This window comes from Brevibacillus brevis, assembly GCF_001039275.2.
Taxonomy (GTDB): domain Bacteria; phylum Bacillota; class Bacilli; order Brevibacillales; family Brevibacillaceae; genus Brevibacillus; species Brevibacillus brevis_C.
In genome coordinates, this window is sequence record NZ_CP030117.1 from 5,087,588 (window position 1) to 5,100,813 (window position 13,226).

16 protein-coding genes are annotated in these 13,226 nt (G+C 48.8%); 4 read left to right on the forward strand and 12 right to left on the reverse strand.

Going from position 1 to position 13,226, the window contains the following annotated elements; all coding sequences use genetic code 11:
- Positions 1-223 precede the first annotated feature (223 nt).
- From AB432_RS24615 to cysK, 3 genes are read right to left on the reverse strand one after another with little or no spacing between them, the layout of a single operon-like run.
- A complete protein-coding gene (locus AB432_RS24615) occupies positions 224-559 on the reverse strand; it encodes a YuzD family protein (RefSeq protein ID WP_047072988.1) in 336 nt (111 codons plus the stop codon).
- A gap of 29 nt (positions 560-588) precedes the next feature.
- Positions 589-1,722, reverse strand: a complete 1,134-nt coding sequence (locus AB432_RS24620) for a bifunctional cystathionine gamma-lyase/homocysteine desulfhydrase (protein WP_015893022.1) — start codon at positions 1,720-1,722, stop codon at positions 589-591.
- A 1-nt stretch (position 1,723) separates the two neighbouring features.
- A complete protein-coding gene (gene cysK, locus AB432_RS24625; RefSeq protein ID WP_007715789.1) occupies positions 1,724-2,647 on the reverse strand; it encodes a cysteine synthase A in 924 nt (307 codons plus the stop codon).
- Between the two features lie 197 nt (positions 2,648-2,844).
- Here cysK and AB432_RS24630 point away from each other — a divergent pair, with 197 nt between their 5' ends.
- Positions 2,845-3,072 (forward strand): NifU family protein, encoded by a 228-nt coding sequence (locus AB432_RS24630; RefSeq protein WP_007715787.1) that lies wholly within the window; start codon positions 2,845-2,847, stop codon positions 3,070-3,072.
- 51 nt (positions 3,073-3,123) lie between these two features.
- Here the strand turns inward: AB432_RS24630 and AB432_RS24635 are convergent, their stop codons facing one another.
- The 3 genes from AB432_RS24635 to AB432_RS24645 are packed head-to-tail and all read right to left on the reverse strand — an operon-like array spanning position 3,124 to position 6,042.
- Complete coding sequence (locus tag AB432_RS24635) at positions 3,124-4,044, reverse strand: alpha/beta hydrolase (RefSeq protein WP_048034531.1); 921 nt, start codon at positions 4,042-4,044, stop codon at positions 3,124-3,126.
- Positions 4,041-5,000 (reverse strand): 2-hydroxyacid dehydrogenase, encoded by a 960-nt coding sequence (locus AB432_RS24640; protein ID WP_048034532.1) that lies wholly within the window; start codon positions 4,998-5,000, stop codon positions 4,041-4,043. The genes AB432_RS24635 and AB432_RS24640 overlap by 4 nt, the downstream gene beginning before the upstream one ends.
- Positions 4,957-6,042 carry a protein kinase family protein gene (locus AB432_RS24645; protein ID WP_048034533.1) on the reverse strand — a complete coding sequence of 362 codons (1,086 nt, stop codon included), beginning with the start codon at positions 6,040-6,042 and terminating at the stop codon, positions 4,957-4,959. The genes AB432_RS24640 and AB432_RS24645 overlap by 44 nt, the downstream gene beginning before the upstream one ends.
- A gap of 164 nt (positions 6,043-6,206) precedes the next feature.
- Here AB432_RS24645 and AB432_RS24650 point away from each other — a divergent pair, with 164 nt between their 5' ends.
- Positions 6,207-6,722, forward strand: coding sequence for a phosphatidylglycerophosphatase A family protein (locus AB432_RS24650; protein ID WP_048034534.1), 516 nt, complete (start codon positions 6,207-6,209; stop codon positions 6,720-6,722).
- Here AB432_RS24650 and AB432_RS24655 read toward each other — a convergent pair.
- The 4 genes from AB432_RS24655 to AB432_RS24670 all read right to left on the reverse strand — a co-directional run bounded on the left by AB432_RS24655 (position 6,717) and on the right by AB432_RS24670 (position 10,411).
- Positions 6,717-7,496, reverse strand: a complete 780-nt coding sequence (locus AB432_RS24655) for a TIGR01457 family HAD-type hydrolase (RefSeq protein WP_048035953.1) — start codon at positions 7,494-7,496, stop codon at positions 6,717-6,719. The two genes, AB432_RS24650 and AB432_RS24655, sit on opposite strands and share 6 nt — an antisense overlap.
- 187 nt (positions 7,497-7,683) lie before the next feature.
- Complete coding sequence (locus tag AB432_RS24660; protein WP_048034535.1) at positions 7,684-8,925, reverse strand: DUF4073 domain-containing protein; 1,242 nt, start codon at positions 8,923-8,925, stop codon at positions 7,684-7,686.
- A gap of 310 nt (positions 8,926-9,235) precedes the next feature.
- Positions 9,236-9,865: a helix-turn-helix transcriptional regulator gene (locus AB432_RS24665; protein ID WP_007715773.1), complete on the reverse strand. Its 630-nt coding sequence runs from the start codon at positions 9,863-9,865 to the stop codon at positions 9,236-9,238.
- Positions 9,866-9,976: 111 nt separating this feature from the next.
- Positions 9,977-10,411 carry a DUF86 domain-containing protein gene (locus AB432_RS24670; RefSeq protein ID WP_048034536.1) on the reverse strand — a complete coding sequence of 145 codons (435 nt, stop codon included), beginning with the start codon at positions 10,409-10,411 and terminating at the stop codon, positions 9,977-9,979.
- Positions 10,412-10,689: 278 nt separating this feature from the next.
- On the opposite strand from AB432_RS24670, the gene glpX reads away from it, so the two are divergent.
- Together glpX and AB432_RS24685 are read left to right on the forward strand one after the other, a co-directional pair.
- Positions 10,690-11,664, forward strand: a complete 975-nt coding sequence (gene glpX / locus AB432_RS24680; RefSeq protein WP_048034537.1) for a class II fructose-bisphosphatase — start codon at positions 10,690-10,692, stop codon at positions 11,662-11,664.
- Positions 11,665-11,676: 12 nt separating this feature from the next.
- Positions 11,677-11,946: a DUF3055 domain-containing protein gene (locus AB432_RS24685; RefSeq protein ID WP_048034538.1), complete on the forward strand. Its 270-nt coding sequence runs from the start codon at positions 11,677-11,679 to the stop codon at positions 11,944-11,946.
- Positions 11,947-12,096: 150 nt separating this feature from the next.
- Here the strand turns inward: AB432_RS24685 and AB432_RS30905 are convergent, their stop codons facing one another.
- Entirely contained in the window at positions 12,097-12,339 is a 243-nt protein-coding gene (locus AB432_RS30905) for a hypothetical protein (protein WP_201265905.1), read from the reverse strand.
- Between the two features lie 208 nt (positions 12,340-12,547).
- A complete protein-coding gene (locus AB432_RS24695) occupies positions 12,548-13,213 on the reverse strand; it encodes a YutD family protein (RefSeq protein WP_048034540.1) in 666 nt (221 codons plus the stop codon).
- Between the last annotated feature and the right edge of the window lie 13 nt (positions 13,214-13,226).

Below are 13,226 nucleotides of genomic sequence, written 5' to 3' on the forward strand. Positions count from 1 at the left end.
ATGGCCTCCACTATATGGTAAGTTATTGGTTACATTTACTACTATAGGACGAAGCCTGCTCTATTTCGTTACAGAATGTTTACGAATGATATACAAAAAGTAAACAGCACGTTACTTGACGTTATCCAGCACACTTTGGAGTGCTGATAGATGAACGGTGTGATTTCAACTGGAATTTAAAATATCAAAAAAACGACCAGACGTAAGCATCTGGTCGTTCCTTTTATTCGGCATCTGCTGTCGAAGCAATCGGCTGCACGCCCATGCTCTCCAGCTTTTCATAGATATCCTTTAATTTCGGATTTCCCTCACCGACAATTTCCCCGGAAATTACGACAAGCGGATACCATAAATCTTCCTCGATAATGCGATTCGCCCAGCTTTTGTCATCGTCTGTCTGCGGCTGTTGAAAGTCGCTATAAACGATGCGGATGCTGTCACTCCCATACTTGCGAGAGAGTGCCGCCTCCAGCCACTCGGCTGTTTCCTTTGCAGATGGCAAATTGACGCAGCTTGCGCACAATTGCTCTGTCCCAAAAACCTTGATATCGACAGTCACTATATCCGCCCTCCCCCGGGTCAGCTAGCTTAGGACAATGCTTGGTCCAGGTCCTCGATCAAATCCTGAACATCTTCAATACCAACAGAGATCCGCACCAAGCCATCCGTAATGCCCAGTTCAGCACGGCGCTCTGCCGGGATAGAAGCATGTGTCATGCGTGCAGGTACGCTAATCAAGCTCTCCACTGCACCCAGCGATTCTGCCAGCGTGTAGTATTTTACCTTTGCCAACACTTCGTCAGCACGCTCTGCGCTGCCTACGTCGAAGGAAATCATACCGCCAAAGCCACGTGCTTGCTTTTGAATCAGCTCATGACCGGAATGGCTGGACAGACCAGGATAGATGACGCGTTTGATGTCGCTGCGCTCAGACAGCCATTTTGCCAGCGTACGAGCATTGTGCTCATGCTCTTCCATACGAATTCCCAGCGTCTTCATACCGCGCAGCAAGAGCCAAGAATCTTGTGGTCCAAGCACACCGCCAATAGCATTTTGCACAAAATGGAGGTCTTCGCCCACTTGCGCATCTTTTGCTACGACTAGACCTGCTACTACGTCGCTGTGTCCGCCCAAATATTTGGTTGCGCTGTGGAACACGATGTCAGCACCGAGATCCAGCGGATTTTGCCAGTATGGTGTCATGAACGTGTTGTCTACCACGAGCAGCACGCCTTTTGCTTTTGCGATGCCTGCTAACGCGCTGATGTCGCTTACTTTCAGCAGCGGATTTGTCGGTGTTTCCATAATGATTGCTTTGGTTTCCGGGCGAATTGCCGCCTCTACCGCTGCCAGATCACTCGTATCTACATAAGTTGCTTCCAGACCCATACGGGAGAAAACACGCGTAACGACACGGTAAGTACCACCGTATACATCGTCACCTACAACGAGATGGTCGCCTTTGTTGAACATGGAGAGGATGGTAGAGAGTGCCGCCATACCAGAACCAAATGCAAAGCCGCGTGCGCCGCCTTCGATTTCTGCGATGTACGTTTCCAATGCGTGACGGGTCGGGTTCCCGGTACGGGAGTATTCGAAGCCCTTGTGAACACCAATGGCTTCCTGTTTATACGTACTTACCTGGTAAATTGGAACGGATACGGCTCCTGTATGTGGATCTCCATCGATTCCGCCGTGGATCAGACGAGTTTTGATACGCATCTTAAATTCCCCCCTGGTAAATTTTCTTGCTTAGATAACGTTCGCTGCCGTCGGCAAACAGTGTAACGATATTAGTCCCTGGAGCTGCTTCTCTTGCTTCGCGCAGTGCCGCTGCCATGGCTGCACCTGAGGAGCTGCCTACGAGCAATCCTTCCTTGGCAGCCAACTGCTTGACCAGATCGAATGCTTCTACATCGAGAATCGTGTGAATGGCGTTGAAGTAGCTCGTATCCATGAACGGAGGCAAAAACTCCATGCCGATCCCTTCTGTTTTATGCGGGCCGGATTCTCCCCCATTCAAGATGGAACCTTCTGGCTCGACAATGACCGTTTTCACGTTTGGGTTTTGTTCCTTCAAGTAACGAGCAGCACCCATGAAAGTACCGCCAGAGCCTGCACCTGCCACAAATACGTTTACTTGGCCGTCCATTTGACTCCAAATTTCCGGACCTGTTGTCTTGTAGTGTGCGTCTGGATTCGCCGGGTTAGCAAATTGCTGTGGAACAAAAGCACCCGGAATCGATTCTGCGAGTTCTTTTGCCTTGGCGATTGCACCCTTAATCCCCAACTCTGTCGGTGTATTGACAACTTCTGCTCCGAGGGCACGCATCAGCTCTTGCTTTTCCTCGGAAAACTTCGCTGGTACGCAGAAGATGACTTTATAACCAGTTCCTACAGCGGCCAGCGCTACACCAATTCCTGTATTTCCTGCTGTCGGTTCGATAATGGTACCACCTGGGGCCAATTGGCCGTTCTCTTCTGCGGCACGAATCAATTCCATGCCGAGTCTGTCTTTTACGCTGCCTCCTGGGTTAAAATACTCCAGCTTGGCGAACAAGCGGACACCCTCAGGGAGCTCAAATTGTGTAATTTCGACGATCGGCGTATTACCAATCAGTTCCTTCACATTGCGAAATACGTTCACGAAGATCTGACTCCTTATATTGAAGTACTTGCTTCTTTCTTTTTCATTATAACATGCAAAGATTACAAAAAGTCCATGCTACTAAACTTCGGTGTGTCGGCTGAACTTCAAAGTGTCAACAGGGCATGTAAGCCATGGATTTCTCTCCATGGTATGATTATAATAAAGGAGAGGTTTTGGAAAGGAGTGAATGTAACATGGATATCATGGATCAAGTACAAGAAGTTCTCGATAAACTGCGCCCTTACCTGCAACGTGACGGCGGAGACGTTCAACTCGTTGATGTAGAAGATGGCATCGTGAAGCTGCGCCTGATGGGTGCTTGCGGTAGCTGCCCTTCCTCTACCATCACCCTGAAAGCAGGAATCGAGCGTGCACTGGTGGAAGAAATCCCAGGCATCAAAGAAGTCCAACAAGTATTCTAATCCAGTCACATCGACATGAAAGCAGCTACAGCAAACGCGTAGCTGCTTTTTTCATTTCCCCTTCTCCCTTCCTTTTTCCAAAAAAGCAATGACGCGCTTCCCGTATTCCTCAGGAACTAACGCATAGCTGCGGACGTGACCCGCTCGCGGTACGATCCAAATCTCGGAATCTTCGTCCTGGGTCAGCTCAAAGAGTCGTTCGCTATTAACCAGTGGGATCGTCGTATCACCTGTCCCGTGTATAAAAAGAATCGGTTTGTTCGCTTGCTGGACTGCCTGATACGGATTGACATCTCGCGGGTTGGCACCCAGCAAAACAGGACACAAGGTAAGGATGAGCCAGTTGAATGGAAAGCGGGGCAGGCCCGTCCACTGCGGCAAGTTCTCAGCCAAGTATTCACGCAAGGAATAGAACGGTGAATCTGCCACAATCGCAGTGATGCGTTCATCCACTCCGCCCACCATCAAGGAGGTTGCCGCCCCCATAGAAAACCCGACGAGACCGAGTGTGTGCTCCGGATTCTTCGCTGCTGCAAAATCGATGGCCCCAAGCAGGTCTTGCTGTTCTCGAAGACCAATCGTCGTCAGTGCTTTGCTGGACTCCCCTGCATTGCGAAAGTCGAACATCAATACATCAAAGCCAGCTTGAACCAGTCTTGCCGCCAGAGACAATGCTGGCAAGTGTGGCTCTAATCGGTTTTGACTGTACCCGTGAGCAAAGACCAGCGTCTTTCCATTCGAAACCCGCCCATTTTTTTCTGCGGACAAGTACCATCCAGCCAACGAAATCTTTGTTTCCCTGCTCGAAAAAGCAACGGGCTCCACCTGTTCGATTCCATAATCTCGGGGTTCCATGTGAATCGGTTTTCGTACAGGATGCGTCAAGCGCCAGGTTACGTGAAACGAAACAGCTACTGCTGCAATCAAGAGAAGCGTGAAGAGTCCTGAAATCAAAACAAAGAACGTGTTCATACGGCAGTTAGTGGTCCCCTTCCACTTAGCACCGCTACGATATTAGCAGCAGCCAGCCTCGCCATCTCAGCCCTCGTTTGCATAGTTGCACTACCGATATGTGGCAATGCGACTACATTCGGCAGTCGCAAGAGCGGGTTATCCATCGGGACAGGCTCGACCGCAAAAACGTCCAGACCTGCCGCCCAAATTTTTTTATCTACCAACGCTTGGTACAGTGCGGACTCATCGACTGTCCCACCACGAGAAACATTGATAAACACAGCCGTTTCTTTCATGAGCGAAAATTGTTTTTCCCCCATCAACATGCGTGTGTCCTCTGTCAGTGGTGTAAGCAGAATGACGTAATCGGACTCTTGCAGAAGCTCCGCCAAATCAGCATACCGTGCTCCTGTCTCTTGCTCAGCCTGCGGTTTGCGATTCCGGTTGTGATACAAAATCCGCATGCCAAATCCTTTGGCGCGTCTCGCAACCGCTTCCCCAATTCGCCCCATCCCAATAATCCCGAGAGTCGAGCCATATACATTTTGCCCAGCCATGAGGGTCGGACTCCACGATGTCCATTCCCCCTGCAATAAAAACCGATTGGCTTCCGTCAATCTGCGTCCTGTTGCCATCAATAAAGCGAAAGCCAAATCGGCTGTAGACTCTGTCAGCACATCGGGCGTGTTGGTTACGATGACCTCGTGTCGTCTGCACGCTTCCAAATCAATATTGTCGTAACCGACCGCCATGTTCGCCACGACGCGGAGTCGTTTTGTACACGCCAAAAATTCCTCGTCCACTCGTTCTGTCAGCATGGTCAAGACGGCATCTACATGTTCAATCTTTTCCAGCAACAATTCACGCGGGATCGGCGTATTTTTTGTCCATTGCTCGACCTGAGCTACTTTTTCAAGCATCGCGATCACTTCAGGGTTGAGTTTCCTCGTAACGAAAACTTGTTGCTTGCTCATCTTTTTTCCTCCACAACCAATCAATTTGTGGAATGGATACGTCATAATGCCGTGCAATGAATAGCGGGTACTTTCGAAGTCCTTCTTCCATTTTGGTTAGCTCGTCTTCCAACTGCGTTTGCCATGCTTGAATGTTGACTTCCTGACGCTCTTCTACCGGCAACTCCATATAGGTCTCCACGAGCTTCAAAAACCTGCCTGGGTAGAGCATGAGCGCAAAAATCACGGCATATTCATCTGGCTGTAGAGCAGACACGCTGTTGTAGCCGTCGAGAAAGCTGGTCACAGCCTCTTCATTCCAGCCGTTTCGCTTTGTCTCGGCTTTGATCCACTGCCCCACGTCACGAGTGCGCATATCAAGAACCCAGTTCCATTCACCTGCCATTAGACGTACATCCTTCTCTTTCCATAGCATATACCCTTGATCAAAATTTTGGTAGGCTACTTTCCCGAGACTAGCTGTTTCCTTCACGACTTTGTCGTATCCAGCATCCAACAAATATTGAACGGACAATTCACCGAGCTGAGTAATGTACGTGAAGCAAGTCAACAAATATTCATCCATTGGCGCGAGCTCTACATTTTCCTCATCCATCTCATCCCGATACTCATTAAAATTCCGTAGCTTTTTGCGCCACGTGCTCGGCCAGTTGCCAAGAGAGCTAAAGGGGATAAACATCTTGTCAGATGAAAAATCACTCGTGGCCAGGTGGAACTGTGCGAGTGATTGGCCACTGGCATAATATGGATTGTCGGGTACCGCTTCCCGCACGCCTCTGTATAAATAGTAAAGCTGCTCATCATCAACGATGTGAGCCTGCCCGCTTGTTGTGTTCACCAGCTTTAACAAGCGAATGTTCTGCTGTTGACTCAAATGCTGTTTTACTTTCTCAATAAACTTGCTTTTGTATTTATATCCGGCTGGCGCCTCGAACAAGTAGTAAAGGCCTCGATCCGTTTCCAGTACCTTGCTTGCCCCCGTCGTGCGATATCCCTGGAGTTCAAATCCGTACTTCTCCTGAAGAAGCTCTTTTTCTTCCATACAGTCGTTCACCCTCCTTGCATACTGCTCTTCTGGCATTGTATGTCGTTAGATCGGGATAGGTGCCTATCTGTATGCAGATACTAGATACATTCATGCCGACTTTCCGGTGGCTGAAAAGTCGGCTTTCTGAACACGCACGTTAAAAAGGAGGAACGACAAGCATGGGTGAGCATCCACTAAATAGCGAGAGTTGTCTGGACTTCGTGATTGAGCTGTTGGAAAAACGAGGAGTCAGTATGAACGACATTGCTGAAATTGTCATGTTCCTACAGTCAAAATACATCCCGGACATCACCTTGGACATTTGTCTGGACAGTGTTGCTGCTGTCTTGAAAAAACGCGAGGTCCAAAACGCGTTACTGACCGGGATTCAACTCGACATCTTCGCCGAACAAAAGCAGCTACTGCCTCCGCTTCAGGCGATTATTGAAGCAGATGAGCCTCTATATGGTATAGACGAGGTACTCGCCCTCGCCATCGTCAACCTATACGGGAGCATCGGATTCACCAACTTTGGTTATGTAGACAAGCTAAAGCACGGCAAGCTCGCCGATCTCAACGACAAGCGTAATGGTGTCCATACTTTTTTGGACGACCTCGTCGGTGCGGTCGCAGCCGCCGCCTCCAGTCGTATTGCCCACCGCCAGAAGCAGCAGGAGGAATGCGCAGAATCATAATGAGATTCGTTGCTGCCATTCAGGCAAATCTGCCGCAATATGGGTAGGCGCAGCGTGATGCTTGTCTGCTTCTTCGCGTGTGGAATAGCCTGTCAAAACAAGTAGGCTGTCCAAGCCGCTGTTGGCACCTGCCTCAATGTCCGTATATAAATTGTCCCCGACAATCAGCGTGTCTGCCGCAGCAGTACCAAGCTGATCCAGCGCGTAACGGACGATGATAGACTCTGGTTTGCCCATCACGATTGGTTTGGTCGACGACGCAACTGAGACGGCTGCCACCAGTGAACCATTGCCGGGGAACAGACCGGCATCCGTTGGCAGGGCTGCATCTGCATTTGTAGCGATAAAAGTGGCTCCTGCACGGATCGCGCGCGCGGCGATCGCCAGCTTTTCATATGTAAAAGCCCGGTCAATCCCGACAATGACATAAGCCGGATCTTCTTCTGTAATCACATAGCCTGCATCCGTCAGCTGATCATGCAAGCCTGCCTCTCCAATCACGTAGACGCGTGTACCCGCTGGTGCCTGCTCTCGTAAATAGGTAGCGGTCGCCATGCTTGTGGTATACACGTCCCGAGCCTGTGCTTCTATACCCATTGCTACCAACCGTTCTGCGACGTGCTGTGCAGAGGCTGAAGAATTGTTGGTCAGGAACAAATACGGAATCTGATGTGTTTTTAAGTGGGTGATGAATGCTGCGGCTCCCGGAATCGCTTCTTTTCCCCGATAAATCGTCCCATCCAGATCAAGCAAGTAGCCTTTATATTGCTTCACTTTGGTCCATCTCCCATCTGTTGTCGTAAGCCGGTTGTACAAGCTCTCCCCTCTTAGTGTAAACCTTCGTCCTTCCTATCGCAAAAAAACAGGAAACGGTCTTCCACCGCTTCCTGCTTTTTGTCTAAATCGTCTCTTTCTCTCATCGCCACAATTCTAACCAGCCGAACAATCCACGTCAGTCCCGTTATTTTTTGAATTTGACCATGATTGGCGTGCCGTCTTCCAGGTTCATTTCCCCTTTATGACGGACATACACGACCTGGTTTCCTGGAAATGTCGGTGGATTTTCGGGATCAAAATCCCGCCAGTTTTTTTGCTTGCCAACTGCGTACTCCATATATTGCGTCGCGTTGACAAGCACATTATTATCATCATCCGCCTGTACATCCGGCGGCAACTGCTCGATTTTTCCATTACGGATGCCGAGCTTCTTAATTACTTTGTCGTGTTGGTAGTCATATGCTTGGATGACGACATCATTACCGTACACTTGCAAGCGCAGCCCTTGCTTGAAAGCCCCTCCATCCGGCGTGACCTTTTCGCCCCCGTCTGGACCGGCTGACATCCATCCCGTTTCAATGCCAGCCGTGTTTACGACGGTAAAGCCGCGTTTGTCTCCGCCTTTGACTTTCTTTTTGCCTGCCCAGTCCGGCAGGTTCAGGTCCCAATGGGTGTGGCTTGAGAAGAAAACAACTTGCGGATAGTCTTTCAAGATGTCAAGGAGCTTGTCCACATTCAGGTAATCGTTCTTGTATGGATTTTGTCTGGAGCCCGAGATACTGTCCGGGAGCACATGATGGGAGAATACAAAAATGGGCTTATTCTTGTCCTTCTTACTATAACGCTTCAGATTATCCTTCAGCCAATCCAGTTGCTCGTCGCTCATGTATACTTCATCCCACAATTTTGGATCGTGGTATTTCATGTATTTTTCTGTACCGAGGAAGAGAAAGGGATATCCATTGATTTCTTTTTGGTGATAGACTTTGTCTTCTCCGCTAAATTGGTAAAAGTTATCGAACAACTCTTCTTCCGTTGTGCCGTTTGGCCAGCTACTTTGTGCAAGCGTTTGGGGATTTTTCCACTTCGGCACATAAAACTCATGATTACCGATGCTGTACCACACGTTTTCAGGATGAGGATTTTTATCGAGCACATCTTGCACGGCTTGATATTCAAAATCGTAACCGCGAGGAGTAATATCACCGTTAATGATCAGCGCTTCGGACTTTGGATTTTCCTCATGGATGTCTTGCAAAACGTGATCAAAATCTCGGAGGTCTCCTTGGATGTCACTGATCACGTCAAAGGTCATCGTCATCTTTTTCTTAGAAAAGTTTTCTTTTGCATGAGCGGAATCAACGACTGGCAGAATTCCACCCAACAAGATGGCAGAAGCAGCGATACTTGATACCATTTTTTTCATTACGGATCTCTCCTCATCTGTTTTTCGTCACGACGCCCATACGAATTACCAATATTAACCTGATACCCCCGCCTTTCCGTTGTTTTTCTGTGTGTTTTGTTGTTTCTTTACACCATAAATAGTAGATGTCCAACATAAAGAAAACGTTAAACCAACATTAAGATTGCTAGAATGGAGCAAAAAGGTACTTAATGCCTGCCTGAGTATAGAAAAAAAGACACAGGACCCTAACCGAATCCTGTGCCGTGGAAATCTTGTAAACAAAAGAAAAAAATCCACCCAACTCGAGTGGACTTTCGTTATGGCTAGCTTATTTCGCTTCTTTGATGTGAAACACGCATTTGTCTCCGCCTTTTGCCATGCACGTGGTTTGCTCGACATTGGCATTCAAAACCCGGCGGAACAAGGAAAGCTCACAGCTACACGCTTGGTTGAATTCACGGGCTACTTGCGAGATTGGGCAATTGAACTCCTGAATCCGATAACCGTCTCCATTTTCGTCCTTTTCCCATTCCACCATGTATCCTTTATCGTTTTGCAGCTCGGCCAACTTGGCTACACGATTTTCCAAGTCACCTTGCATGTGGGAGCGATAAGTCTCCTCCAAGCGATTCTCGCGGCGTCTAAATAGCATCTCTATTTTGGACAAACCGTCGATTTCCTTTATGTCCTGTAAAAAATCTAATGTCAAATGAGAATAATTGCGCGGGAACAGTTCGTCTGCTTCCTGCGACAATGAATAAACATTCGTTGGGCGCCCCATCGCTTGGCGAACAAGCGTAGACTTGATCAAATTATCTCTCTCCAGGGTGTTCAAATGACGTCGAACCGCCATTTCCGTAATCCCTAGCTCGACGGCCATGTCGCTGACAGGGAGTGAACCTTTGACCTTGAGCATGTGCAGGATTTGATCACGAGTGGACGTTCCTTCGTTTGTCATACGTATCACCGTCCTTTCTCCCTATTGTAGTGGATGAAGACGTTTTAGTAAACAAACGAAAGTCTTTTGTATAAAATATCCGCTACGTTGGTGATAGATTGAAAGCACTTTTTAAAACAGTTCTTTTTTCAGGAACGCTCTCACCTGTGGCTCAAACTGACGAATGGTACCGGCAGCCTCTTCTACCAGGCTGTACATCTCATTGACCGGCACACTTGTATAATCATTGACCAGGTGCTTGCGGAAATCAGTTACACGTGTCAGGATCAAAGCCTGTTCATCCGTGATGACTTGCTCATCCCGCAAAATTTCCACGATGTCGCTGTAGCTGCCTGGATCTCGCATAATGAATCCGTCGATCAGCGCGTTTCCGACATCCACTATTCCTTCGATAGACAAGTGCAGGGCTCGCTCCATCGCTGCAACAGCAACTTCATCTGCCAAAACGGCTTTGGCTCCTCGTTCGCTGAGCTTGTCCAACAGATCAAGCATACGAGACATATGTTCCAATACTTGGTCGATTCGCTTTGTATTCACGTCGTACATATATTTCTCCTTACTTTCGCTTTTTTGATTTGCGTTTTGAGTAGTAAACGGTAAACACAAATGTTAGCACCAGGACGAGAAGCACCAATTCCCCTTCCTGCAAATAGGAATTGCTCACCGGTTTCACCTCTTTTCATCCCTCAGTATACCAAATTTGTACGACCTGTCACGAATCACGTTCGTCTTTTGGTGCTGAAAAGACGACTTTTTGATCGTTCACTTTATGTTACAATGATGGGGTGAATTTTTGCCGGCAAGCATAAGGGGAGGAACACACTGTGGAACGCGAATTGGCTCTGGAAATTGTGCGGGTAACGGAAATGGCTGCACTCGCCTCTTCTCACTGGATGGGACGCGGGAAAAAGAATGAAGCAGATGGAGCAGCGACCAGCGCCATGCGCGCCATGTTTGACACGATCAACATGAGGGGTACCGTCGTCATTGGCGAAGGTGAACTGGATGAGGCCCCCATGCTCTATATCGGTGAAAAGCTCGGTAACCCGGAAGCAGGCGGTCCTGAGGTAGATGTGGCGGTTGATCCGCTTGAAGGAACGACGATTGTCGCCAAGGGTCACAACAATGCCATGTCTGTTATCGCCATTGGCGACCGTGGTACACTGTTGCATGCACCAGACATGTACATGATGAAAATGGCCGTCGGCAAGCGAGCTGCCGGACTAATCAACCTTTACGATCCCGTGGATAAAATGATAGAGGTTGTAGCAAAAGCAAACAACAAGCGCGTGCAAGATGTGACCGTCATTATTCAGGAACGCGACCGCCACCAGGCGATTATTGACGCCATTCGTGAAAAGGGTGCGCGAGTGAAGCTTTTTGGAGATGGCGATGTGGGTGCTGCGATTGCTGCTTGTCTGCCGCATACAGGGATTGACCTGTTCCTGGGTATCGGTGGTGCGCCAGAGGGCGTGATCAGTGCTGCGGCGATCAAGTGCCTGGGTGGCGACATGCAAGCCCAGCTCAAGCCGCAAAACGACAGCGAGCGCGAGCGCTGCATCAAAATGGGGCTCGTCAATCCGGAGCAGCTCTTGACGCTGAACGATCTGGTCAAAGGGGACGACGCCATTTTTGCAGCAACGGGTGTCTCTGATGGAGAGCTGTTGCAAGGCGTGCGCTATCTCGGTGATGATATGGTGGAAACTCATTCGATCGTCATGCGTGCCAAAACCAAAACCATTCGCTTTGTCCGCGCTGTACACAATACCGAACACAAACCAAATCTTTTATGGAAGTAGAGGGACACTTATATGGCAAATGATTTGTTCTACTTGTACGACGAAGCTGAGGATACTCGAACGCGCTTTGTCAGCTTCACAGGCGAAGCTACGCGTTTTGACCTCGCGATTACAACGACCAACCGTTTTTATGGGAAGGCGATTGTCATTAATATTCAAAATGGACGCTCCGCTATTATTGGACATGATGATCTGGAAGAAGAAGGCTATCTGGAATTCGCGTTCAACTTGAATGAGCGTGAAGCAGAAGAATTGAAAGCATTTTTGGAAGCAGCCATTTAATTACCAAAGGAAGAGCGATTGCGGGCTCTTCCTTTTTTTATTTGTAGCCCCCGCCCATTTCCTGCTGGACAATGCTCCTTACAGGCGTATGCCTCGTATACTGCTACTGCACAGATGCACAGACAGATAACGAGAGGAGTGCGATTCGCATCATGCAATCTTATCCATACGACCAAAGCTCATACGACCAAAACCAATACGATCAAACTCAATATGATCAAACTCAATACGATCCAAACGAATACGACCAAAACCAATTTGTTCCTGCACAATATGACCAACCTCCCTATTACCCAGCAGACCAGGATTTTCGATACATTCCAGAAGATCAGGCACATCCAGTCTTTTTCCGTAGAAGACGAGGTCCTGAAGTCGTTGTCGTCCCACAACCATATCCTTGGTGGGGATGCAATACATGCTGGCCTGGCTATTGGCCCACATGGGGCTGGCCTGGTTGGGGTGGACCCGGTGGTTTTGGTGGACCCGGTGGTTTCGGTGGACCCGGTGGTTTCGGCGGACCCGGTGGTTTTTAGATCGAGAAACGAAAAGAGCCCTGAGATACAGGGCTCTTTTTTTATGCTTCGGTTATTTTGATTCATTTTTAGGAATCACGCTTTGGTGTATTTGGTCCTGTTGGGACTTTATCGCGTTCGCGATTGGGTTTCAATTGATTGGGACGGCGCTCTCGTGAGTTGGCATCCTTGCCGTTTTTATCGGGTCGATCCTTTTGAAACTTTGGCTTCTCCCCGCGCTCGTTTCTCCCCGCCCCGTTACGATCAGCACCAGCATTGTTCTGGCGATCCTGTTTATTTTGACGCGGGTGATAGCGTCTGCGCTCTTTTCGTTCTACATAGGGCGAAGAGCCACCCTCTTCACGGGGAATGTCCTGACGAATATCAATGATGACATCAAAGGCAGCTTCGTCTTGCCCGCTTTGGTCGTCACCGTTGCCAACGTTTGCTTTTACCTTGCGCAAAACGAAGTACGGACAACCAAAATTGCAGAACTCATGCAGGTACTCATCCAAAGCGGCGATCCGCTGCTCGAACGGTACTTTGCGATTAGCGTCAGTATAAAACCCACGAAGACGAAGCTGACCATAGCCCCAGTCCCCTACAATATAATCGTACTTGTCGAGGATATCGCTATAGCGCTCCTTGAACGCTTCAAGGTTCCAGCCGTCTCGATTTACTTCCATGACTTCATAAGTACCGGCTTGCGTGCGAATCAAACTCGCTTCCTCCTTACGCATGTATACTACGTCCATCTTATCATATTTC

Bases quoted from the DNA above. Each gene is read 5' to 3' on its own strand.
- AB432_RS24620 (WP_015893022.1), bottom strand. From the start codon at position 1,722: ATGCGTATCAAAACTCGTCTGATCCACGGCGGAATCGATGGAGATCCA.
- AB432_RS24630 (WP_007715787.1), top strand. From the start codon at position 2,845: ATGGATATCATGGATCAAGTACAAGAAGTTCTCGATAAACTGCGCCCT.
- AB432_RS24635 (WP_048034531.1), bottom strand. From the start codon at position 4,044: ATGAACACGTTCTTTGTTTTGATTTCAGGACTCTTCACGCTTCTCTTG.
- AB432_RS24640 (WP_048034532.1), bottom strand. From the start codon at position 5,000: ATGAGCAAGCAACAAGTTTTCGTTACGAGGAAACTCAACCCTGAAGTG.
- AB432_RS24645 (WP_048034533.1), bottom strand. From the start codon at position 6,042: ATGGAAGAAAAAGAGCTTCTTCAGGAGAAGTACGGATTTGAACTCCAG.
- AB432_RS24650 (WP_048034534.1), top strand. From the start codon at position 6,207: ATGGGTGAGCATCCACTAAATAGCGAGAGTTGTCTGGACTTCGTGATT.
- AB432_RS24660 (WP_048034535.1), bottom strand. From the start codon at position 8,925: ATGAAAAAAATGGTATCAAGTATCGCTGCTTCTGCCATCTTGTTGGGT.
- AB432_RS24665 (WP_007715773.1), bottom strand. From the start codon at position 9,865: ATGACAAACGAAGGAACGTCCACTCGTGATCAAATCCTGCACATGCTC.
- AB432_RS24670 (WP_048034536.1), bottom strand. From the start codon at position 10,411: ATGTACGACGTGAATACAAAGCGAATCGACCAAGTATTGGAACATATG.
- AB432_RS24685 (WP_048034538.1), top strand. From the start codon at position 11,677: ATGGCAAATGATTTGTTCTACTTGTACGACGAAGCTGAGGATACTCGA.
- AB432_RS30905 (WP_201265905.1), bottom strand. From the start codon at position 12,339: ATGGTTGTGGGACGACAACGACTTCAGGACCTCGTCTTCTACGGAAAA.
- AB432_RS24695 (WP_048034540.1), bottom strand. From the start codon at position 13,213: ATGGACGTAGTATACATGCGTAAGGAGGAAGCGAGTTTGATTCGCACG.